Source organism: Achromobacter sp. CSND-B12, assembly GCF_052906545.1.
This window is the reverse complement of the sequence record NZ_JBREGJ010000001.1, coordinates 6570442-6592841: the sequence shown is the minus strand read 5'-3', so window position 1 is coordinate 6592841 and position 22400 is coordinate 6570442. Positions and strand designations below refer to the sequence as shown.

The following is a 22400-nucleotide window of genomic DNA, read 5'->3' as shown; positions in this document are numbered from 1 at the left end:
AGGGGATAAGTTGGGGACAGTGCGGATTCTATCTGAATAATAATTATTAGCGTTTTGGAATCAGCTTGTAGTCAGGTTTTATGCGGCTTCTTCCGACGCGGTTCCGGGCGGCGTTCCCAGGCCCATTTCGGCCAGGCGCGCCTGGATCAGTTCGAGCAATGCCCGGGCGCGCGCGCTGACGGAATGCCGATGGCTGTAGACCCCCAGCAATTGCAGGGGCGCGGGGCGCAGGTCCAGCGGCACCTCGCGCAGTCGCCCGCTGGCCAGGTCCTCCTGGCACGAGCAGGCCGCCAGGATCGCGAAACCGATGCCCTGGCGCGCGCCCATCAGCGCCAGTTCGCCGCTGTTGACGCGGTAGCGGCTGCGCACCGGCACCTTGACGATCTCGCCGGCGGCATCCTCGAATTGCCAGGGCATGCCCTTCAATGCGCTCAGGGTGGTGATGCAGGGCAGGGCCTTGAGCTGGCGCGCCTGGCGCGGCACGCCGACACGCGCCAGCAGCGCCGGCGCGGCGACCACGATGCTGGGCAGCGTGGCCAGTTCGCGCGTGATGAGGCTGCTGTCGTCCTGGCGGCCCCGGTGGAAGACGATCGACAGATCGACGTCCTCGCGCAGCGCGTCGATGCCGTCGAGGCGGGTGTCGCAGGCCAGCTCGATGCCTGGATGGCGGTCGCAGAATTCCGCCAGGATCGGCGCCAGCAGCCGCGGCGCTTCACCTGGCATGCACAGCGTCAGCGGCCCGCGCAGCTCCCGCCGGACCGCGCCCAGTTCTTCTTCGGTGGCGGCAAGCGTGTCCAGCAGCGGCTTGGCCCGCTGGTACAGCAACTGGCCGGCCTCGGTCATGCGCAAATGGCGGGTGCTGCGCTCCAGCAAGCGCACGCCCAGCCGCCGTTCCAGTCCGGCGACATGGCGGCTGACGTTCGACGACGGCATCGCCAGGCGCCGCGCGGCGCCGGCGAAGCTCTGTTCATCCACGACGGCGGCGTAGACGCGCACGCTGTTCAGATCCAGCGCTTGGCCCATGATTATCCCGGTTCAGATATGAAACAAACCCATTTTTCCATACTAGTTATCGGATCCGGTGGAGTCTACGATGCGGTTCCCGGTTCCGGCGTGGGACCGGCGCGGGGTTTGATGGAAGGAATCAGCATGGATATCGGAATACTGGGCGGCGGCATCGCCGGCCTGAGCGTGGCGCTGGCATTGCATCGGACCGGCCATCGGCCGCGGGTCTACGAACGCGGGGCCGCGCCGGCCACCATGGGCGCCGGCGTGACGTTATGGCCCAACGCCGCCTTCGTGCTGGACGCGCTCGGCCTGCTGCCGGACGTCGCGGCAGCGGGGGGGCGGCCGCGGGCGATGCGCCGCTACGACAACGCGGGCCATGCCCTGGGCAGCCTCGACATCTCCGCGCTCGACCGATTGATGGGATATCCGACCCACACGATCCTGCGCCGCGACCTGCTGGCCGTGTTGCTGGCGCACGCGGCGCGGGCCGGCATCCCGGTCGAGTACGGCCATCGCGCCGTGGTGATCGAACCCGACGCCGACGGCCGCGCCGCCGCCAGGTTCGAGAACGGCGCCGTGGCGCGCGCGGACCTGCTCGTCGGCGCGGACGGCCGCATGGATTCGGTGGCGCGGCGGTTCGTCGTCGGCGACAACACGCCGGTCTACCAGGGCTTCGTGAACTGGATCGGCATCGCCTCCGGCCCCGGCCTGGCCGAGGACATGGCCATCCAGGACTATTGGGGCGTCGGCGAGCGTTTCGGCTGCGTCGCGGTGCGGCACGACCTGGTCTATTGGGCGGGGGCCGAGGCCCGGCCGCTGGCCGCCGCGGTCCAGGGACCCGACCCGCGCGCGGAGGTCGCGGACCGGTTCGCCGGCTGGGCCGACCCGATCGCGCGTCTCATCCAGGCCACGCCCGCCGACGCGGTGCGCCTGATCGCCGTGCACGACCTGGATACCCCGGCGGCCTGGCACCGCGCCAATGTGCTGCTGGTGGGGGACGCCGCGCACGCGCCGCTGCCGACCTCGGGCCAGGGCGCCTGCCAGGCGCTGGAGGACGCCTGGCACCTGGCGCGTTGCCTGGCGGGCGCGCCGCGCGACCTGGACGCGGCCCTGAGCGCCTTCACCGCGCTGCGCCAGCCCAAGACGGCGGCCCTGACCGAGCAGGCCCGCGTGTACGCGCGCGGCCTGTTCGAGCGGGATCCGCAGGCCTGCCGCCTGCGCGACCAGCAGATCAAGGCCGTCGATGCCGGGGCGGCGCTGCGGGCGATGGCGAGCGCCTGGGGGCAGGGATTGGCATGCGGCGGGGGCGGCGAACGGGGATAATGTGGTTTTCCGACCAGGTTCCGGCGCGCTTCGCGCCGGGCCGCTCGATAGGGTTTCATCCATGCAAGAGAACACGTCCGCCGCGTCCCGACCGCCGGCGCCGGGCTCATCGTCGCCCCGCCAGACCTGCGCCGCGCTGATCGACGCGCTGCGCACCGACCGCGCCGCGTTGCAGTTGTGGCAAACCGTGGCGCGCCAGTACCAGGACAAGCATGCCGAGGTGCTGGCGCCGCTGGAGGTCACCGAGATCGAGCTCAAGGCCAAGTTGGTGTTCTGCTTCGACCATGCCGCCAAGCAGAAGGAGCTGACCAAGGCGGAACGCCAGCTGGTGTCCGAGATCGCGGCCCAGCTCGGGCAGGAGACGCTGTTCTCGATCCTGCTGGACGGCACGCCGGCCGAATGCGACGTGGAGCGCCTGAAGGCGGTCTACCGCAAGCACAGCGATTCCGACATCGACGCCGAAGTGGCCGAGGAACGCGAGGCCGAGGCGGCGGACAGGGCTGCCTCGGCGCAGGCGCCGGCAGACGAACCGGCCACCGCCGTGACGTTCGCGCCTGACGCGCTGGCGCAGGCCGAGGCCTTGCTGGCCCTGGGGCCGGACGGGTTGGACGGCGTCGCCGAAGACAAGCTGGCGCTGGCCATCCCGGTGCTGCAGGAACGACTGGCCGCCTTGAACCGCGAGCTGGCCGCGTTCGAGCGCGATTTCAAGGCCGAATACCGCTTCGACCCGGAACAGCCGATCGACCCGGCCGACCTGATGGAAGACCTGGATGCCGAAATCGCCGACGTCCAGGACTACATCGGCGAACTGGAGTTCGAGCTGTCGCAGTTCGTCGACATGCAGCAGCTCAAGGCCTGGCTCAAGGCCATGAAGAAGCAGCTGGAAGCGACCCGCCGGCGCGAGGCGCGCGGCTGAGGCCGGGGCCGCCCGTATTTCAGGGCGCCCGGCGCGGTCCGGCGGGCACGATCTTCATCAGCGGCGCGGCGGGCTTGGCCACGGCGTCCGCGCGCGGCCGGATCATCCACGGGAAGAAGCGCCACAGGTACAAGCCGAATCCCAGCGCCCAGGCGTCGGCCGAGGCATGCTGCAGGCCCAGCGTGGCGTTGGTGGGCAGCAGGGCGGCCAGGCGCAGCAGCGCCGCCAGGATCACCAGCGCATAGCTCAACACCATGCTGCGGTCGGCGCGCAGCGGCCGGCCCAGGTGGCCCATGGCGGTGCGCGTGGCCATGCCGATGATCAGCACCGAGAACCCGGCTATGCCGATGACGTGCGCCGGCCAGGCGGGCCGCGCCACGTAGCCGGCCAGTTGCGCCGCGCCCACCAGCAGGCCGAGGCCCAGGCCCAGATAACCCACGTACAGGATCCACAGCAGAGGCACGCGGCGCGCGGCCCACGGCTTCCAGGCCAGCCACTGCACCAGCGCCAGGACGCCGGTCACCGCGAGCAGCAACGCCGCGGCGCGAGGCGTGCCGGCCAGCAGGCAGGCGATGGCCAGCACGCCGGCGCCCAGCTGCCAATGGCCGCTGCGGGTGTGGGGCGGAATCTCCAGGCCGGCGACGGCGCGCTTGGCGAAGAACGGCAGCACGCGGCGCGCGATCAGCAGCGTCAGCACCGCCATCACCAAAAGGCCGGTGTTGAAGTAGCGCATCAGCGCCAGGTAATCGCCCGCCAGCGCGGCGCGCAGATACAGCGCGTGGGCCGCGGCCAGCGCCAGCAGCAGCAATGGCACGCCGTAGTTGCGGCGATTGCGCGTGATCCAGACGGCGCGCGCCAGGGCAATGGCGGCCGACAGGAAGAACAGCAGGTCGGCCACGGCGGCGACGGTGAAGGCCGTCATGCCGGGCGCCAGGTAGGCGCCGCGCGCCACCAGCCAGACCACACACAGCGCCGCCAGGGGAGCGCCGCGCAGCGGATTGCGGCCGGTCCAGTTGGCGCCGGCCGTCAGCAGGAAGCCGACCGCGATGGTGGCCACGAAGCCCCACAGCATCTCGTGGGCGTGCCACGGCATGGCGGTCAGCACGCCCGTCAGTCGGGCCGGCGCGAACACCCATAGCAGCACCGACAGCAACGCCCAGGCGCAGCCAGCCAGGTACAGCGGGCGAAAGCCCATTTCGGTGAAGGCGCGCCAATTCGGCCGCGGGGCGCCGTCGGCGGCGGGTTCTTCCAGGGTGAGCAGGGTGGACATGATGACCTTTGACCAGTAGCCGGCGGGGTGATTTTGAATGTGTATTTGAAATACATATTAATGCCCAAGAAGGCTTTCGGCCCATCGCGTGGATTTGATCCCGCGCAAACGCGGCGGCTTTTCCGGGGTGACTAGTCACATCGGCGGCGCCGATATGGTCGGCCGGCGAATGGTGGCGGCAGGCGCGGATGCCTAGGCTTGGGGCTGTCGTATTCCGTGTGCAAAAAAGCGAGAACCACCATGGCATCAACCCACCCCTCGGCCAGCGCGCCCATGCGGGTCCTGGTATCCAGCACCTTCGCCTTCACCATCTGCTTCGCGGTATGGATGATCTTCGCGGTGCTGGGCATTCCCATCAAGACGCAGCTCGGCCTGTCCGAGACCGAGTTCGGCCTGCTGGCCGCCATGCCGGTGCTGACCGGCTCCCTGGTGCGCGTGCCGCTGGGCATCTGGACCGACCGCTACGGCGGCCGGCCGGTGTTCTTCGTGCTGATGCTGCTGGCGGTGGTGCCGATCTGGCTGCTGTCCTACGCCACCGAGTACTGGCAATTCCTGGTGCTGGCGCTGTTCGTGGGCCTGACCGGCGGCTCGTTCTCGGTCGGCACGCCCTACGTGGCGCGCTGGTTCCCGCGCAACAAGCAGGGCCTGGCCATGGGCGTGTTCGGCGCCGGCAATTCGGGCTCGGCCATCACCAAGTTCGTGGCGCCGGCGCTGATCGCCGCCGCTGGCGGCGCCTGGGTGATCGTGCCGCAGGTGTACGCGGTGGCGCTCCTGGTGACGGCGATCCTGTTCTGGCTGTTCTCGGCCTCGGATCCGTCGCACCGGGTGGCCGGCGGCGCCAGCCTGAAGGCGCAATTCGCGATGCTGAAGGACCCGCGCGTGTGGCGCTACTGCCAGTACTACTCGGTGGTGTTCGGCGGCTACGTGGCCCTGGCGCTCTGGATGACCAAGTACTACATCGGCGAATACGGCTTCGACATGAAGCTGGCGGCGCTGCTGGCCGCGTGCTTCTCGCTGCCGGGCGGCGTGCTGCGCGCCATGGGCGGCTGGATCTCGGACCGCTACGGCGCCTACAAGACCACCTGGTGGGTGATGTGGGTGTGCTGGGTGGCGTTCTTCATCCTCAGCTATCCGCAGACGCACTTCACCGTCCTGACCACCGGCGGCCCGCGCCAGTTCGACATCGCCCTGGGGCCGGTCAGCTTCACCATCCTGCTGTTCATCGTCGGCATCGCCATGGCGATTGGCAAGGCCTCGGTCTTCAAGTTCATCTCGGATGAATTCGGCCAGAACATCGGCGCGGTCTCGGGCATCGTCGGCCTGGCCGGCGGCCTGGGCGGCTTCATCCTGCCGATCCTGTTCGGCGTGCTGCTGGACCTGACCGGCGTGCGTTCCAGCGCCTTCATGCTGCTGTACGGCACGGTCTGCGTCTCGCTCATCTTCATGCATTTCAGTTTCCGGCCCGAAAGCGCCGCCACCGCGCGGCGCCAAGCCGCCTGACCCCAACCGGAGAACACCTATGACTTCCCATGTCCTGGCGCGCTGGGAGCCGGAAAACCCCGGCTTCTGGAAACAGACCGGCGCCCGCATCGCCAACCGCAACCTGTGGATTTCCATTCCCGCGCTGATGCTGGCGTTCAGCATCTGGATGCTGTGGAGCGTGGTGGTGGTCAACCTCGACCGCGCCGGCTTCATGCTGTCCAAGAACCAGATGTTCTGGCTGACCGCGCTGCCGGCCCTGTCGGGCGCCACGCTGCGCATCTTCTATTCGTTCCTGGTGCCGGTGTTCGGCGGCCGCAAGTGGACCGCGATCTCGACCGCCTCGCTGCTGATCCCGGCGCTGGGCATGGGCTTTGCGTTGCGCGACCCGACCACCTCGTTCCCGACGCTGCTGATCCTGGCGCTGCTGTGCGGCCTGGGCGGCGGCAACTTCAGCTCCAGCATGGCCAACATCAGCTTCTTCTTTCCCAAGGACAAGAAAGGCCTGGCCACCGGCCTTAATGCCGGTATCGGCAACCTGGGCGTGTCGCTGGTGCAGTTCGTGGTGCCGGTGGTGATCTCGATGGGCGTGTTCGGCGCCCTCGGCGGCGAGCCGCAGACGATTACCGCCGGCGGCGCGCAGCGCAGCCTGTGGCTGCAGAACGCGGGCTTCATCTGGGTCATTCCCATCGCGCTGGCCTCGCTCGCGGCATGGTTCGGCATGAACGACATCGCCGATGCGCGCGCCTCGTTCGCCGACCAGGCGGTGATCTTCAAGCGCAAGCACAACTGGCTGATGTGCTGGCTGTATGTCGGCACCTTCGGCTCGTTCATCGGCTTTTCGGCCGGCTTCGCCATGCTGACCAAGACGCTGTTCCCGCAGGTCGATCCGACCACCTACGCCTTCCTGGGGCCGCTGGTCGGCTCGCTGACGCGGCCGGTGGGCGGCTGGGTCTCGGACAAGCTGGGCGGGGCGCGCGTCACGCTGTTCACCTTCATCGGCATGATCGCCGCGGTGCTGGGCGTGGTGATGTTCCTGCCGCTGAACGGGCAGGGCGGCGACTTCAACGGCTTCCTGGCCATGTTCATCGTGCTGTTCGCGCTGACCGGCGTGGGCAACGGCTCGACCTTCCGCATGATTCCGGTGATCTTCCTGCGCGAGCGCACCCAGGCCGCGCACGGCAAGGGCGAGGCCGCGCAGAAGCAGGCCCTGACCGACGCGGCGCGCGAATCGGCCGCGGTGCTGGGCTTTTCCGGCGCGATCGGCGCCTATGGCGGCTTTTTCATCCCGCGCAGCTTCGGCACCTCGCTGGAGCTGACCGGCAGCGCCCAGGCGGCCCTGTATTGCTTCATCGGCTTCTACGCCACCTGCGTGCTGATCACCTGGTGGTACTACGCGCGCCGCAACGCGCCCGTGCCCTGCTGACGGCAGGGTTGGCCGGGGTGACTAGTCACTCTGCCGCGCCCGCCCTGTGCCACCGGCGAATGGTCGGCGGGGCGGGCGACCACTAAAGTGATTTTGACAGCACAGATTGCAGTACGCGCCGGCCGGGCCGGCGCTCTTGGAGAAACGCAATGAGTCATTTTCTGGACCGGTTGAAGTTCATGTCGCGGGTGAAATCCACCTACGCGGACGGTCACGGCGAAGTGGTCAACGAAGACCGCAAGTGGGAAAACGCCTATCGCGCCCGCTGGCAGCACGACAAGGTGGTGCGCTCGACCCACGGGGTCAACTGCACCGGCTCGTGCTCGTGGAAGGTGTACGTCAAGAACGGCCTGATCACCTGGGAAACCCAGCAGACCGACTACCCGCGCACCCGCCCGGACCTGCCCAACCACGAGCCGCGCGGCTGTCCGCGTGGCGCGTCCTACAGCTGGTACGTCTATTCGGCGCAGCGCGTGAAGTACCCGATGATGCGCGGCCGCCTGATGGAAATGTGGCGCGAGGCGCGCAAGACCATGGACCCGATCGCGGCCTGGGAATGGATCAGCCAGGATCCGGCGCGCGCCAGGCGCTACAAGTCTGTGCGCGGCCTGGGCGGCTTCGTGCGCACGGACTGGGACACGGCGACCGAGATGATCGCCGCCGCCAACGCCTACACCATCAAGAAGTTCGGCCCCGACCGCCTCATCGGCTTTTCGCCGATTCCCGCCATGTCGATGGTCAGCTACGCCGCCGGCGCCCGCTACCTGAGCCTGCTGGGCGGCGCCTGCCTGAGCTTCTACGACTGGTACTGCGACCTGCCGCCGGCCAGCCCGCAGATCTGGGGCGAACAGACCGACGTGCCGGAATCGGCCGACTGGTACAACTCGACCTACCTGATGGTGTGGGGCTCGAACGTGCCCCAGACCCGCACCCCGGACGCCCACTTCTACACCGAGGTCCGCTACAAGGGCACCAAGACGGTGGCCGTGTCCAGCGACTTCGGCGAAATGGTCAAGTTCGGCGACATCTGGCTGGCGCCCAAGCAGGGCACCGACGCCGCGCTGGCGATGGCCATGGGCCACGTCATCCTCAAGGAATTCCACCTGTCGGGCGCCTCGGCCTATTTCCGCGACTACGTGCGGCGCTACACCGACATGCCGATGCTGGTGCTGCTCAAGGAGCGCGACGGCTTTTACGCGCCCGACCACTTCCTGCGCGCCTCGCAGCTGGACGGCGCGCTGGGCGAGCAGAACAATCCCGACTGGAAGACGCTGGTGTTCGACGAAACCAGCGGCGACCTGGTGGCGCCCAACGGCAGCATCGGCTTTCGCTGGGGCGAGGGCGCGGTCAACGGCGGCGAGAAGGTCGGCCGCTGGAACCTGGAAGCCCGTGACGGCGGCAGCGGCCGCGCGATCGAGCCGCGTCTGAGCCTGGTCGATGGCGCCGACGCCGTGGTCGGCGTGGGCTTCCCGTACTTCGGCGCCGAGCACGATGAAGTGCTGGTGCGCAACGTGCCGGTGCGCCGCATCCGCCTGGCCGACGGCAGCGAGGCCCTGGCGGCCACGGTGTACGACCTGCAGATGGCCAACTACGGCCTGGATCGCGGCCTGGGCGGTGGCAACGTGGCCACGTCCTATGACGACGACGTGCCCTATACCCCGGCCTGGCAGGAAAAACACACCGGCGTGCCGCGCGCGCAGGTGATCCAGGTGGCGCGCGAGTTCGCCCAGAACGCCCACGATACCGAAGGCAAGTCGATGGTCATCGTCGGCGCCGGCCTGAACCACTGGTATCACATGGACATGATCTACCGCGGCATCATCAACATGCTGATGATGTGCGGCTGCGTCGGCAAGAGCGGCGGCGGCTGGGCCCACTACGTGGGCCAGGAAAAGCTGCGGCCGCAGTTCGGCTGGGCGCCGCTGGCGTTCGCCTCCGACTGGGTGCGTCCGCCGCGCCAGATGAACGGCACCTCGTTCTTCTACGCCCATACCAGCCAGTGGCGCCATGAAAAGCTCAACGTACAAGAGGTGCTGGGCCCGACCGCCGACCGCGGCCGCTATGGCGATCTCAGCATGATCGACCTGAACGCCCGCGCCGAGCGCATGGGCTGGCTGCCGTCGGCGCCGCAGCTGCGCACCAATCCGCTGGACCTGACCGCGCAGGCCGAAGCCGCCGGCAAGGACCCGGTGGCGCACGCCGTCGAGCAGCTCAAGTCCGGCGAGCTGCGCATGTCGTGCGAAGACCCGGACGATCCCGCCAACTTCCCGCGCAACATGTTCGTGTGGCGCTCGAATATCCTGGGCTCCAGCGGCAAGGGCCACGAGTACTTCCTGAAGTACCTGCTGGGCACGCAGAACGCGGTGTTTGGCGACGAGGCCGACGCCATCAAGCCGGTCGAAGTCAACTACCAGGAAGACGCGGCCGAGGGCAAGCTCGACCTGTTGACGGTGCTGGACTTCCGCATGAGCACCACCTGCCTGTACGGTGACATCGTGCTGCCGACGGCCACCTGGTACGAGAAGGACGACCTCAATACGTCCGACATGCACCCCTTCATCCATCCCTTGAGCGAAGCCGTGCAACCGCTCTGGGAAAGCAAGACCGACTGGGAGATCTACAAGCTGCTGGCCAGGAAGTTCAGCGACATCGGCGGCCCCTACCTGGGCAAGCGCCGCGACCTGGTGCTGACGCCGCTGATGCACGACACCCCGGGGGAACTGGGGCAGGCCTTCGAGCCCAAGGACTGGAAGCTGGGCGAATGCGACCTGGTGCCGGGCAAGACCGCGCCCAACATGACCGTGGTCGAGCGCGACTACAACGACATCTACCGCAAGTTCACCTCGGTCGGTCCGCTGCTGGACAAGCTGGGCAACGGCGGCAAGGGCATCAACTGGAACACCGAGCACGAAGTCGGCGAGCTGGCCGGCATCAACGAGCGCGTCGAAGAACCCGGCGTGAGCCAGGGCCGGCCGCGGCTGGACAGCGCCATCGACGCCGCCGAAATGATCCTGACCTTCGCGCCCGAGACCAATGGCCACGTGTCGGTCAAGGCCTGGGAAGCGCTGGGCAAGATCACCGGCCGCGACCACACCCACCTGGCGGTGGGCCGCGAGCACGACAAGATCCGCTTCCGCGACATCCAGGCGCAGCCGCGCAAGATCATCTCGGCGCCGACCTGGTCGGGCCTGGAAAGCGAAGAGGTCAGCTACAACGCCGGCTACACCAACGTGCACGAGCTGATCCCATGGCGCACCCTGACCGGCCGCCAGCAGTTCTACCAGGACCACCGCTGGATGCTGGATTTCGGCGAGGGTTCGTGCGTCTACAAGCCGGCCATCGACACCAAGACCGTGGCGCCGATGCTGGGCCGCTATCCCAACGGCGAAAAGGAACTGGTGCTGAACTGGCTGACGCCGCACCAGAAGTGGGGCATCCACAGCACCTATTCCGACAACCTGCGCATGCTGACCCTGAGCCGCGGCGGTCCCCACGTGTGGATCTCCGAGGCCGAGGCCAAGCAGGCCGGGCTGGTCGACAACGACTGGGTCGAGGTGTTCAACGTCAACGGCACGCTGACCGCGCGGGTGGTGGTGAGCCAGCGCGTGCCGGTCGGCATGTGCCTGATGTACCACGCCCAGGAAAAGATCGTGAACGTGCCGGGCGCGGAGACCAGCGGCAAGCGCGGCGGCATCCACAACTCGGTGACGCGCACCGTGCTCAAGCCGACCCACATGATCGGCGGCTACGCCCAGCAGGCCTACGGCTTCAACTACTACGGCACCGTGGGCGCCAACCGCGACGAATTCGTGGTGCTGCGCAAGATGAAGAAAGTGGACTGGCTGGAAGGCCCGCTGGTCGAAGATCCCGCCGTCCAAACGCAACAGGAAGAGAAGCAATCATGAGGATACGCGCCCAAATCGGCATGGTGCTGAATCTGGACAAGTGCATCGGCTGCCACACTTGCTCGGTCACCTGCAAGAACGTCTGGACCAGCCGCGACGGCGTCGAGTACGCCTGGTTCAACAACGTCGAGACCAAGCCCGGCATCGGCTATCCCAAGGAATGGGAGAACCAGGAGAAGTGGCAGGGCGGCTGGCGCCGCACGGCGGCCGGCAAGCTGGAACCGCGCCAGGGCGGCAAGCTGCGCATCCTGGCCAACCTGTTCGCCAACCCCAACCTGCCGCAGATCGACGACTACTACGAGCCGTTCACCTTCGACTACGAGCACCTGAAGAACGCGCCGCTGTCGCAGACGCCGCCCACCGCGCGCCCGGTGTCGGTGCTGACCGGCAAGAAGATGGACAAGATCGAATGGGGCCCCAACTGGGAAGACGACCTGGGCGGCGAATTCGCCGCGCGCAGCCGCGACGCCCTGTTCGAGGGCGTGCAGAAGGAGATGTACTCGACCTTCGAGAACACCTTCATGATGTACCTGCCGCGCCTGTGCGAACACTGCCTGAACCCGGCCTGTGTCGCCAGCTGCCCGTCGGGCTCGATCTACAAGCGCGAGGATGACGGCATCGTGCTGGTCGACCAGGACAAGTGCCGCGGCTGGCGCATGTGCATCTCGGGTTGCCCGTACAAGAAGATCTACTACAACTGGCACAGCGGCAAGGCCGAGAAGTGCACCTTCTGCTATCCGCGCATCGAGGCCGGCCAGCCGACCGTGTGCTCGGAAACCTGCGTGGGCCGCATCCGCTACCTGGGCGTGATGCTGTACGACGCCGACCAGATCGAGCGCGCCGCCGCCGTCGGCAACGAGCAGGACCTGTACGAATCGCAGCTGGACTTGTTTCTGGACCCGCATTCGCCCGAGGTGATCGCCGCGGCGCGCGAGCAGGGCATCCCGGAATCCTGGCTGGAAGCCGCGCGCCAGTCGCCGGTCTACAAGATGGCGGTGCAATGGCGCGTCGCCTTCCCGCTGCATCCGGAATACCGCACGCTGCCGATGGTCTGGTACATCCCGCCGCTGTCGCCGATCCAGACCGCGGCCGAGGCCGGCAAGATGCCGCAGCGCACGCTCGGCACCAGCGCCATGATCCCGGACGTGGCCAGCCTGCGCATCCCGGTGCGCTACCTGGCCAACCTGCTGACCGCGGGCAAGGAAGCCCCGGTGCTGCAGGCGCTGGAGCGGATGCTGGCGATGCGCGCCTACAAGCGCGCCGAGACCGTGCACGGCGAACGCGATACGGCCCTGCTGGAACAGGTCGGCCTGTCGGAAGAAACCGTGCAGGACATGTACCGCATCATGGCCATCGCCAACTACGAGGACCGCTTCGTGGTGCCCAGCAGCCACAAGGAAATCGTCGAGGACAGCTTCAACGAGAAGGGCAGCTGCGGCTTCACCTTCGGCAACGGCTGCTCGGGCGGCGTCTCGGAAGGCACGCTGTTCGGCCGCAAGCCGCAGGGCAGCGAGATCTTCATCGACATGCCGAAGTCGCGCAAGAAGGCCGCGGCCTGAGACCGGAGAACATTATGAGCCTTTATCGACTGCTTTCCGCGCTGCTCTGCTACCCCGAACAGGAGCTGCTCGACGCCCTGACCGAGGTCGAGGCCGCCCTGGCCGCCCATCCCGAGGCCGAGGAAACCCTGCAACCGCTGATTGGCCACCTGGCCAGCCAGGACCTGATCGCGCTGCAGGAAGCCTACGTCGCCACCTTCGACCGCAACCGCGCCCATTCGCTGCACCTGTTCGAGCACGTGCATGGCGAAAGCCGCGACCGTGGCCAGGCCATGGTCGACCTGCTCGAGACCTACCGCCAGCACGGCTTCGAGCCGGTGGTGTCGGAACTGCCGGACCACGTGCCGCTGTTCCTGGAGTTCCTGGGCGTGATCGACCCGGCCGTGGCGCGGGACCTGCTGGACGACGCCATCCACGTGCTGGCCGCCATCGGCTCGCGCCTGGCGCGCAACGAGAGCCCGTACGCCAGCGTCTTCGTCGTGCTGCGCGGGCTGTCGCGGGTCACGCCGCGCAAACAGACCGCGCCGCCGGTGCGCGACATGGACGAGGCCATGGAGACCTTCGGCGCCGGCGCCGACGGCGTCGAGCCGCTGCTGCGCCCGTTCTCGGGCGACGGCGCGCAGGCCGTGCGCTTCTATCCCCGCGCGCCGGTCACCCGCTAATTTCCAGGACACGCATCATGAATTCCCTGAACCAGTTCTTCTTCGGCATCTACCCCTACATTGCCCTGACGGTGTTCCTGCTGGGCAGCCTGGCGCGCTTCGAGCGCGAGCAGTACACCTGGAAGACCGACAGCTCGCAGCTGCTGCATCGCGGCCAGCTGCGGCTGGGCAACATCCTGTTCCACGTCGGCATCCTGGGGCTGTTCTTCGGCCACCTGGCGGGCCTGTTGACCCCGGTGGCGGTGTGGGACACGCTGGGCGTGTCGCACACGCTCAAGCAGACCGTCGCCATGGTGGCCGGCGGCGTCATGGGCGGGCTGTGCCTGATCGGCCTCTTGATCCTGATCCACCGCCGCCTGAGCGACCCGCGCATCCGCAAGACCACCCGGCCCGGCGACAAGCTGTTGCTGCTGTGGATCCTGGTGACGCTGCTGCTGGGCCTGTCGACCATCGCGCTGTCGGCCGGCCACATGGATGGCGAGATGATGGTGCGCCTGATGAACTGGGCGCAGCACATCGTGACCTTCCGTGGCGACGCCGCCAGCTTCGTGGCCGACGTGCCGCCGCTGTTCAAGGCGCACCTGTTCATGGGCCTGACCCTGTTCGTGATCTTCCCGTTCACGCGCCTGGTGCACGTGTGGAGCGGCTTCGCGTCGGTGGGTTACCTGGGCCGCGCCTGGCAACTGGTGCGCCCGCGCTGAGCGGCAAGGAGGCCGACATGCCTGTGACCATCAATGGCGTCGAACTGACCGACGCCGACATGGAACAAGAACTGCCGCTGCATGCGGACGCGCCCAACCCGATGCGCGCCGCCACCACGGCGCTGGTGCTGCGGCGGGTGCTGCTGGACGAGGCGGCGCGGCTGGGGCTGGGGTCGGAATCGGAGCCCTTGTCCGAAGACGACGCCATCGGCGCCTTGCTGGCCCGCCAGGCCCAGGCGCCCGAGGCCGACGAGGCGGCCTGCCGCCGCTACTACCAGGCCAATCCGCAGCGCTTCATCGTGGGCGAGCTGATCGAGGCCGACCACATCCTGTTCCAGGTCACCCCCGGGGTCAACCTGGACATGCTGCGGGCCCACGCCAGCGCGGTGCTGGCGGACCTGCTGGCCGACCCCTCCGGCTTTGCCGAGGTGGCGCGGCGGCAGTCCAACTGCCCGTCGGCGGCGGTGGGCGGCAACCTGGGGCAGCTGGGGCGCGGCGACACCGTGCCCGAATTCGAGAAGGCGGTGTTCGCCTTGCCGGCAGGCGGCTTGCTGCCGCAGGTGCTGGAGACCCGACACGGGCTGCACATCGTGCGCGTGACGCGGCGCATCGAAGGGCGCCTGCTGCCGTTCGAGCAGGTGCGCGAATCGATCGCCTCGGCCCTGGCCGCCGCCAGCCGCGACACCGCCTGGCGCCAGTATGCCCGGCTGCTGGTGGAGCGCGCCGACGTGCGCGGCATCGACCTGGGCGCGGCCGAGGATGACCGGGTGTTCGGGAGCCCGTCATGACAGCCGCGCCCGCCCTGGCGGTGGCCCCGGCGGCCACGGTCGCCGCCATGGCGTCCGCCGCGCCGCGGGGGCTGATCGACGGCTTCGGCCGCCGTATCGACTACCTGCGGGTCTCGGTCACCGACCGCTGCGACCTGCGCTGCGGCTATTGCATGCCCAAGGGCTTCAAGGGCTTCGAGGAACCGTCCAACTGGCTGCGCCACGACGAGATGGCGCGACTGGCGGGCCTGTTCGCCGGCCTGGGCGTGCGACGCGTGCGGCTGACGGGCGGCGAACCGCTGCTGCGCCGCGGCGTGGCCGACCTGGCGGCGGCGATGGCCGCGCTGCCAGGGGTGGACGACCTGTCGCTGTCGACCAACGGCACCCAGCTGGCGCGCCATGCCGCCGCGTTGCGCGCGGCCGGCGTCGACCGTCTCAACATCAGCCTGGACACGCTGGACGCGGCCGCGTTCGACCGCATCACCGGCCGCGATTGCCTGGATGCCGTGCTGGCCGGGCTGCGGGCCGCGCGCGAGGCCGGTTTCGCGCCGATCAAGCTCAACAGCGTGGTGCATGCCGCCACGCCCGAGGCCGACGTGCGCCGGCTGCTGGACTACGCGCTGGCGCAAGGCTTCATCCTGCGCCTGATCGAGCCGATGCCGGTGGGCGATTGCGGCCGCCGCTATGCCCATGCCGACCTCGGCGCGCTGGGCGCGCGGCTGGCGGCCGACGCCGGCCTGGTGCCGGCGCTGGCGGGGCAGGGCGCGGGCCCGGCGCGCTACTGGAGCAGCGGCGGCGGCGCGCCGGTGCTGGGCGTCATCACGCCCATGTCGCGCCATTTCTGCGCCGCCTGCAACCGCGTGCGGCTGGGCGTGGACGGCACCCTCTACCTGTGCCTGGGCCAGGAAGACCAGGTGCCGCTGGGGCGGCTGCTGCGCGAGGGCGCCAGCGACACCGACCTGGAACGGGCGATCCGCGCCGGCATCGCCGCCAAGCCGGAACGCCACGAATTCACCACCCGGCCCGAGCGCATCGTGCGTTTCATGTCGCAGACCGGAGGCTGAACCATGCGCGACATCGAACGGCTGGTGGACGGCTTCCAGCGCTTCCAGCATCAATACTACGAAGAGGCGCCGTCGCTGTACCGCAACCTGCGCGACGGCCAGCACCCCAGCACGCTGCTGGTGGGCTGCTGCGATTCGCGGGTCGATCCGGCCATGCTGCTGGGCTGCGATCCGGGCGACATCTTCACCGTGCGCAACGTCGCCAACCTGGTGCCGCCGCCCGACCGCGACCAGGGTCACCACGGCGTGCTGGCCGCGATCCAGTTCGCGGTCGAGCAGTTGAAGGTCAGCCGCATCATCGTGCTGGGCCATGCCCAGTGCGGCGGCATCCGCGCGCTGATGGAGCGGCCGGCGCGCGCCGACGGCGAACCGGACTACCTGAATCGCTGGATGGATATCGCCGAGCCGGCGCGCCAGCGCGTGTTGAGCGACATGCCGGCGGCATCGCTGGCGGAGCACCGGCGCGCCTGCGAGCAGGCCTCCATCCTGATCTCGCTGCGCAACCTGGAGGCGCTGCCGTGCGTGCAACGGCGCCTGCAGGCCGGCGACCTGACCCTGCACGGCTGGTACTTCGACCTGGTGGCGGGCGCTTTGCTGGCATACTCGGCCCGGGCGGACGCGTTCCTGCCCATCGTCTGTCCCTTGTTCACGGAGCCCGCATGACCCCCGTTTTCGGCATCGCCGGCCGCTCAGGCAGCGGCAAGACCACCCTGATCGAGGCCATGCTGCCGCTGCTGGGCGCGCGCGGCCTGAAGGTCAGCGTCATCAAGCACAGCCACCACGATTTCGAAATGGAGCCGCCCGGCAAGGACAGCGCGCGCTTTCGCCAGGCCGGCGCGCAGGAGGTGATGGTGGCGTCGCCGTTCCGCTATGCCATCGTGCACGAGCTGCGCGGCGCGCCCGAGCCGTCGCTGGCCGAGCAGGTGGCCCGCCTGGCGCCGGCCGACCTGGTGCTGGTGGAGGGCTTCAAGCAGGCCGCCATTCCCCGCATCGAGGTCTACCGCCCGGCGCTGGGCAAGCCGCCGCTGCATGCCGAGGACGCCGGCTTCCTGGCGATCGTGACCGACGCCGCGCTGACCACGGACCTGCCTTGCCTGCCCCTGGACGACCCGGCCGCGGTGGCCGATTTCATCGTCCGGGCGGTGCGGCAGGGTTGAGCGGAACGACTACACTGGAGTCTGCCAGCCGCGCGGCGTGCGCCTCACGGCTGGCAACCGCCCAACCCGCTTCAGGCACGCCCGCGCGCAAGCCCAGTCCATGACCACACCCGATTCCCCTTCCGACGCCCAGGGCCTGCCGTCGCCACGCCACCGGCTGTCGACGCGCATCGTCGCCAGTTCGCTGGTCGCGTTGATCGTGGTGCTCGGCATGATCGGCCTGACGCTGTGGCTGTCGTGGCAGCTGGAAGGCGCGGGCGCGGCCATCAACGACACCAGCAGCCTGCGCATGCGCGCCAATAGGGTGGCGGTGGAGCTGATGCGGCCCGAGGCCGGGCGCCAGGCGCGCACCGAAGAGCAGGTGCAGTTGATGGACGACACCATCGCCCGCCTGGCGCGCGGCAACCCGGCCCGGCCGCTGTTCATTCCCAACGATCCGACCATCCGCCAGCATTGGCTGGGCGTGGCCGACTACTGGCGCGACATCATGCGGCCGGCGGCGTTGCGCGCCATCGCCCGCGAGGATGCGGCCGAATACCTGGAGACGCTGCCCGATTTCGTTGCCCGCGCCGACGAGCTGGTGCGCATGATCGAACAGGACAACGCCGGCAAGACCACCTCGCTGCGGCTGTCGCAGGGCGTGCTGGCGGCCATCGCCAGCGCCGGCACCCTGGCCATGATCTACCTGCTGTACCTGTGGATCATCGCGCCCGTGCTGCGCCTGCGCGACGGCCTGCAGCGCATGGCGGCGCGCGAGTTCAGCACCCGCCTGCCGGTCGAGAGCCAGGATGAATTCGGCGTGCTGGCGCGCGGCTTCAACCGCATGGCCGACGAATTGCAGAGCCTGTACACCGGCCTGGAACAGCGGGTGGGCGAAAAGACCGCCCAGCTCGCGGCGCAGAACCGCGACATCGGCGCGCTGTACGACATGGCGGCGTTCCTGAACCAGCCCAACGAGATCGAGGCAATGTGCCAGGGCTTCCTGCGCCGCGTCATGCTGCAGTTCGACGCCGAAGGCGGCAGCATCCGCGCGCTCGATCCCGACAACGAAAAGCTCAACCTAGTGGTGTCGGTGGGGCTGTCCGAGGAACTGGTCGAGTCCGAGCACTGCATGCGGGTCGACGACTGTTATTGCGGCGTGGCCACGCGCCAGGCCGGCGTCGTCGTGATCCAGGATTTTCGCCAGGCGCCGCCGCAGATGGACCTGAACTGCCAGCGCGACGGCTTCGCCAGCGTGGCGGTGTTCCGCATCGTCACGCGCGACGAGGTGCTGGGCTCGTACTCGCTGCATTTTCGCAGCCAGCGCAAGCTGGCGCCGTCCGATTCGCAACTGCTGGAAACCCTGGGGCAGCACCTGGGCGTGGCGCTGGACAACCGCCGCCTGGGCGCCCAGGCGCGCCAGCTGGCGGTGGTGCAGGAGCGCGGCCTGGTGGCGCAGGGGCTGCACGACAGCCTGGCGCAGGGCTTGAACTTCCTGAACCTGCAATTGCAGCTGCTGGACGCGGCCGTCAGGCGCGGCGACCAGGCCGAGGTCGAGGAAATCCTGCCGCTGCTGCGCACCGGCGTGGACGAAAGCTACAAGGACGTGCGCGAGCTGCTCACCAACTTCCGCGACAAGCTGGGCCAGGGCGACCTGAAGACCGCCATCCAGGACACGGTCGAACGTTTCCGCCGCCAGACCGGCACGCGCACCGAGCTGGCCTTCAGCCAGGGCGTCGGCGCGCCGCTGGCCCCGGAGCAGCAATTGCAGGTGCTGTTCATCCTGCAGGAAGCGCTGTCGAACGTGCGCAAGCACTCCGAGGCGGACCGGGTCGACGTGGTGGTGCGCAACGACCGCGATTTCAACCTGCTGATCGCCGACAACGGCCAGGGCTACGATCCGGACGAAGTGGCGCAGCGCGGCGAGGCCCACGTCGGCCTGCACATCATGCGCGAACGCGCCGCCCGGATGCATGCCTTGATTACAATGAAATCCCGGCCCGGCGGCGGCACGCGCATTGCCTTGACGTTGCCCGACGCCGAACGCCAGGCCGCCTGACCCTTTCAAGACCATGCCCATCCGTATCCTGCTCGTCGATGACCACACCCTGTTCCGTTCGGGCATGCGCCTGCTGCTGCAGCGCCAGCCCGATTTCGAGATCGTGGCCGAGGCCGGCGATGGCGTCGAAGGCCTGAAGCGCGCCAAGGAACTCAAGCCCGACGTGGTGCTGCTGGATCTGAACATGCCGGGCCTGTCGGGGCTGGAGACGCTGCAACTGCTGACGCAGGATCTGCCTTCCTGTGCGGTGATCATCCTCACCGTGTCGGAAGAAGCCGACGAGCTGGGCCAGGCGCTGCGCGACGGCGCCCGCGGCTATCTGCTCAAGAACATCGACGCCGAGGCCCTGACGTCGGCCATCCGCCGCGCCGCGGCCGGCGAACCCGTCATCGCCGAGAGCATGACGGCCAAGCTGGTCGAACAATTCCGAGGCCAGGCCAGCCTGGCCGCGCAGGCGCCGGCCGGCCAGGCCGAGCGTCATCGCCTGACGGCGCGCGAACGCCAGATCGTGCAGTGCCTGGCGCGCGGCGCCAGCAACAAGGTCATCGCGCGCGAACTCGACGTCAGCGAAAGCACGGTCAAGATCCACGTGCAGAACGTGTTGAAGAAGCTGAACCTCACCAGCCGCGTGCAGGTCGCGGTCTACGCCGTCGAGCACGGCCTGCACGGCGACGATCCGGCCTGAAATTGCGCGGCGTGGCGCGCCGCCGCCGGACGGTTTGATCTGCGACAAGGCCACCCGCCGCGCCGGCCCCTAGACTGGCCGGCATGCAAACCCGAACCTCCCCCCTGGAACTCGTGGCGCCGGCCGGCAGCCTGGCCGCGCTGAAGGCGGCGATCGAGGCAGGCGCAGACACCGTCTACCTGGGCCTGAAGAACGCCACCAACGCCCGCAACTTCGCCGGGCTCAATTTCACCGAAAGCGACATCCGCGCCGGCGTCGAACTGGCGCACAGCCGGCAACGCAAGGTGCTGTTCGCCATCAACACCTTCGTGCAGGCCGGCCGCGGCCATGAATGGCGCGAGGCTGTCGATGCCGCGCACGGGCTGGGCGCGGATGCGGTCATCATGGCCGATGCCGGCCTGCTGGCGTATGCCCGCGACCGCTATCCCGACCTGCGCCTGCACCTATCGGTGCAGGGCTCGGCCACCCACACCGACGCGATCGAACTCATGAAGGAGCAATTCGGCATTCACCGGGTGGTGCTGCCGCGCGTGCTGACGCTGGCCGAGATCGCCCGCATCTGTGCCAACGTCAGCGTCGAGGTCGAGGTGTTCGGCTTCGGCAGCCTGTGCGTCATGGCCGAAGGGCGCTGCCTGTTGTCGTCGTACGCCACGGGCGATTCGCCCAACAACAAGGGCGTCTGTTCGCCCGCCAGCGCGGTGCGCTGGGTCGAGCAGGACGGCCGCCTGGATGCGCGCCTGAACGGCATCCTGATCGACCGCTATGGGCCTGGCGAGGCCGCCGCCTATCCGACGCTGTGCAAGGGGCGCTTCGAGGTCGACGGCCATGCCGACCATGCGCTGGAGGAACCGACCAGCCTGAACGCCATCGGCCTCTTGCCCAAACTGGCCGAGATGGGCGTGGCGGCGATCAAGATAGAAGGACGCCAGCGCAGCCCGGCCTACGTCACGCAGGTGGTGTCCACGCTGCGCGCCGCGCTCGACAGCGCGCACGCCGATCCCAACCGCTATTCCCCCCGTCCCGAATGGAACGCCATGCTGGCGCGCCATGCCGAGGGATCCCAAGTCACGCAAGGCGCATTCGAACGTCCATGGAAATGAAACCCAAGGCTTTCCGCATCTCGGTCGGACCGTTGCTGTACTACTGGCCGCGCCAGCGTACGCTGGCGTTCTACGCTGAACTGGCCGACAGTCCGGCCGATATCCTTTACGTCGGCGAAACCGTCTGTAGCCGGCGCCACGAATTGCGCGCCGACGACTGGCTCGACCTGGCGCGCGACCTCGCGGCCGCCGGCAAGGAAGTGGTGCTGTCCGGCCGCACCCTGATCGAGACCGGCGCCGAAGCCTCGGCCCTGCGACGCCTGTGCGAGCAGCGGGATTTCATGGTCGAGGCTGGCGAGGCCGGCGCCATGCGCCACCTGGGCGGCCGGCCGTTCGTAGCCGGTCCGCACATGAACGCCTACCACGGCGGCACGCTGGAATGGCTGGCCGCGCGCGGCGCGACCCGCTTCGTGGCGCCGCTGGAAATGCACGTCAATGCGCTGGCGCGGCTGCTGGCCGAGCGGCCGGCCGGGTTGCAGGCCGAGATCATGGTGTGGGGCCGCATGGCGCTGGCGTTCTCGGCGCGCTGCTTCACCGCGCGCCACTTCCGGTTGAAGAAGGACGAGTGCGGCTTCCGCTGCATCGAGCATCCCGATGGCCTGGACATGCGCACGCGTGAATCGCGCGAGTTCCTGGCGATCAACGGCATCCAGGTGCAGTCGGCCGCCTGCCTCGACCTGCTGGACCAGGCCGCGTACCTGGCCGACATGGGCGCCGACGTGCTGCGCGTCAGCCCGCAGTCGGCCGGCACGCTCGAAGCCATCGCGGCGCTGGACGCCGCGCGCGGCGGCCGCGCGCCGGCAGCGGTGCAGCCGCCGGCCGGCATCGGCCGCTGCAATGGCTATTTCCATGGCCAGTCGGGGATCGCCTGGCAGGAGGGGCTATGAGCGACAGCCGATTCGCCGTGCCGGGCCTGGTCGCGCGCCTGGGGCGGCGGTTGCCCGCGCCGCTGGTGTCGCTGCACTTCGTCGCCGGGCTGGAGTTGGCGCGGCGCCTGAACTGGCTCAGCCCGCCACCCGAACTGGAGGGCCGCAGCTTCGCCATCACCATCGAGGACCTGGGCCTGTGCAGCCGCTTCACCGTGCGCGGCGGCGTCTTTCGACCAATGTGGAATCGCGAGGCCTGCGAGCTGGCGCTGGGCGCGGGCGTGGCGGAACTGCTGGCGCTGATGCGCGGCGAGACTGATGCGGACACCTTGTTCTTCCAGCGGCGGCTGCGTATCTCCGGCGACACCGAACTGGGGTTGATCGTCAAGAACTGGCTGGATGCGGCGCCGCGTCCGGCGTGGCTGGAACGGCTGGGCGCAGGGGGCCAATAGGCTTGGCCGCGAAGGCGGCACC

Annotated in this window: 19 protein-coding genes; 17 read left to right on the top strand and 2 right to left on the bottom strand. The window is 68.9% G+C overall.

Features of this window, described 5'->3' with window-relative positions:
- Positions 1-78 precede the first annotated feature (78 nt).
- On the bottom strand, positions 79-1023 hold the full coding sequence (locus ACUTAG_RS30925) for a LysR family transcriptional regulator (RefSeq protein ID WP_148318837.1): 945 nt from the start codon (positions 1021-1023) through the stop codon (positions 79-81).
- Positions 1024-1149: 126 nt separating this feature from the next.
- Between ACUTAG_RS30925 and ACUTAG_RS30920 the strand changes: the two genes are divergently transcribed.
- Together ACUTAG_RS30920 and ACUTAG_RS30915 are read left to right on the top strand one after the other, a co-directional pair.
- Complete coding sequence (locus tag ACUTAG_RS30920) at positions 1150-2331, top strand: FAD-dependent oxidoreductase (RefSeq protein WP_148318839.1); 1182 nt, start codon at positions 1150-1152, stop codon at positions 2329-2331.
- A gap of 61 nt (positions 2332-2392) precedes the next feature.
- The gene (locus ACUTAG_RS30915; protein WP_045953163.1) at positions 2393-3247 is read left to right on the top strand and encodes a hypothetical protein; all 855 of its coding nucleotides are present in this window, start codon (positions 2393-2395) and stop codon (positions 3245-3247) included.
- Between the two features lie 19 nt (positions 3248-3266).
- Here the strand turns inward: ACUTAG_RS30915 and ACUTAG_RS30910 are convergent, their stop codons facing one another.
- Positions 3267-4517 (bottom strand): NnrS family protein, encoded by a 1251-nt coding sequence (locus ACUTAG_RS30910; RefSeq protein ID WP_148318841.1) that lies wholly within the window; start codon positions 4515-4517, stop codon positions 3267-3269.
- 240 nt (positions 4518-4757) lie between these two features.
- Between ACUTAG_RS30910 and ACUTAG_RS30905 the strand changes: the two genes are divergently transcribed.
- The 15 genes from ACUTAG_RS30905 to ubiT all read left to right on the top strand — a co-directional run bounded on the left by ACUTAG_RS30905 (position 4758) and on the right by ubiT (position 22378).
- Entirely contained in the window at positions 4758-6017 is a 1260-nt protein-coding gene (locus tag ACUTAG_RS30905) for an MFS transporter (protein ID WP_047990877.1), read from the top strand.
- Positions 6018-6036: 19 nt separating this feature from the next.
- Positions 6037-7422: a NarK family nitrate/nitrite MFS transporter gene (locus ACUTAG_RS30900; RefSeq protein ID WP_148318843.1), complete on the top strand. Its 1386-nt coding sequence runs from the start codon at positions 6037-6039 to the stop codon at positions 7420-7422.
- A 149-nt stretch (positions 7423-7571) separates the two neighbouring features.
- Entirely contained in the window at positions 7572-11327 is a 3756-nt protein-coding gene (locus ACUTAG_RS30895; protein ID WP_148318845.1) for a nitrate reductase subunit alpha, read from the top strand.
- On the top strand, positions 11324-12886 hold the full coding sequence (gene narH, locus ACUTAG_RS30890) for a nitrate reductase subunit beta (protein WP_148318847.1): 1563 nt from the start codon (positions 11324-11326) through the stop codon (positions 12884-12886). The genes ACUTAG_RS30895 and narH overlap by 4 nt, the downstream gene beginning before the upstream one ends.
- Positions 12887-12900: 14 nt before the next feature.
- Positions 12901-13548 carry a nitrate reductase molybdenum cofactor assembly chaperone gene (narJ, locus tag ACUTAG_RS30885; RefSeq protein ID WP_148318849.1) on the top strand — a complete coding sequence of 216 codons (648 nt, stop codon included), beginning with the start codon at positions 12901-12903 and terminating at the stop codon, positions 13546-13548.
- 17 nt (positions 13549-13565) lie between these two features.
- A complete protein-coding gene (narI, locus tag ACUTAG_RS30880) occupies positions 13566-14249 on the top strand; it encodes a respiratory nitrate reductase subunit gamma (RefSeq protein ID WP_054444764.1) in 684 nt (227 codons plus the stop codon).
- A gap of 17 nt (positions 14250-14266) precedes the next feature.
- Positions 14267-15037 (top strand): peptidylprolyl isomerase, encoded by a 771-nt coding sequence (locus ACUTAG_RS30875; RefSeq protein WP_047990872.1) that lies wholly within the window; start codon positions 14267-14269, stop codon positions 15035-15037.
- Positions 15038-15084: 47 nt separating this feature from the next.
- Positions 15085-16080 carry a GTP 3',8-cyclase MoaA gene (moaA, locus tag ACUTAG_RS30870; protein ID WP_148319045.1) on the top strand — a complete coding sequence of 332 codons (996 nt, stop codon included), beginning with the start codon at positions 15085-15087 and terminating at the stop codon, positions 16078-16080.
- Between the two features lie 3 nt (positions 16081-16083).
- Positions 16084-16743, top strand: coding sequence for a carbonic anhydrase (locus ACUTAG_RS30865; protein WP_148318851.1), 660 nt, complete (start codon positions 16084-16086; stop codon positions 16741-16743).
- Entirely contained in the window at positions 16740-17237 is a 498-nt protein-coding gene (gene mobB, locus ACUTAG_RS30860; protein ID WP_148318853.1) for a molybdopterin-guanine dinucleotide biosynthesis protein B, read from the top strand. The genes ACUTAG_RS30865 and mobB overlap by 4 nt, the downstream gene beginning before the upstream one ends.
- A gap of 100 nt (positions 17238-17337) precedes the next feature.
- On the top strand, positions 17338-19275 hold the full coding sequence (locus ACUTAG_RS30855; RefSeq protein WP_446650446.1) for a type IV pili methyl-accepting chemotaxis transducer N-terminal domain-containing protein: 1938 nt from the start codon (positions 17338-17340) through the stop codon (positions 19273-19275).
- 13 nt (positions 19276-19288) lie between these two features.
- Positions 19289-19960: a response regulator gene (locus ACUTAG_RS30850; RefSeq protein ID WP_006386087.1), complete on the top strand. Its 672-nt coding sequence runs from the start codon at positions 19289-19291 to the stop codon at positions 19958-19960.
- Between the two features lie 83 nt (positions 19961-20043).
- Positions 20044-21060 carry a ubiquinone anaerobic biosynthesis protein UbiU gene (gene ubiU / locus ACUTAG_RS30845; protein ID WP_024068969.1) on the top strand — a complete coding sequence of 339 codons (1017 nt, stop codon included), beginning with the start codon at positions 20044-20046 and terminating at the stop codon, positions 21058-21060.
- Complete coding sequence (locus tag ACUTAG_RS30840; RefSeq protein ID WP_148319047.1) at positions 21057-21947, top strand: U32 family peptidase; 891 nt, start codon at positions 21057-21059, stop codon at positions 21945-21947. Before ubiU ends, ACUTAG_RS30840 begins: the two co-directional genes overlap by 4 nt.
- Complete coding sequence (gene ubiT / locus ACUTAG_RS30835) at positions 21944-22378, top strand: ubiquinone anaerobic biosynthesis accessory factor UbiT (RefSeq protein WP_148318857.1); 435 nt, start codon at positions 21944-21946, stop codon at positions 22376-22378. Before ACUTAG_RS30840 ends, ubiT begins: the two co-directional genes overlap by 4 nt.
- Positions 22379-22400: the final 22 nt, after the last annotated feature.